This window comes from Tritonibacter sp. SIMBA_163, assembly GCF_046535935.1.
Lineage (GTDB): Bacteria > Pseudomonadota > Alphaproteobacteria > Rhodobacterales > Rhodobacteraceae > Epibacterium > Epibacterium scottomollicae.
The window spans coordinates 1-231 of sequence record NZ_JAWJBP010001472.1; the positions used below are offsets into that span (position 1 = coordinate 1).

Below are 231 nucleotides of genomic sequence, written 5' to 3' on the forward strand. Positions count from 1 at the left end.
ATTGAGGCAACGGTAGAAGAAGGGCAATTGGTCGGCAAGGTGAAGGTTTTGGATGCAGAAGGCAATGAAGTGGAGTATCTTAAAGACGAAAAGCCGGCTGCTGATGTAGCGGCGACGGAGGCGGTAGAGCGCTCTAATTGGTTTACATTATCCATGAAAAGTGCCGTGGATTTCATTAAAGGGTTATTTTAAGAAAAACCAGCTCATCTCTTAGCAGATGAGCTGGTTTTT

At 45.0% G+C, this 231-nt stretch carries 1 protein-coding gene; it reads left to right on the top strand.

Features of this window, described 5'->3' with window-relative positions; translation table 11 throughout:
• The coding region (locus R0J92_RS27175; protein WP_411053971.1) for a hypothetical protein at positions 1–192 on the top strand (192 nt) is incomplete at its 5' end.
• Between the last annotated feature and the right edge of the window lie 39 nt (positions 193–231).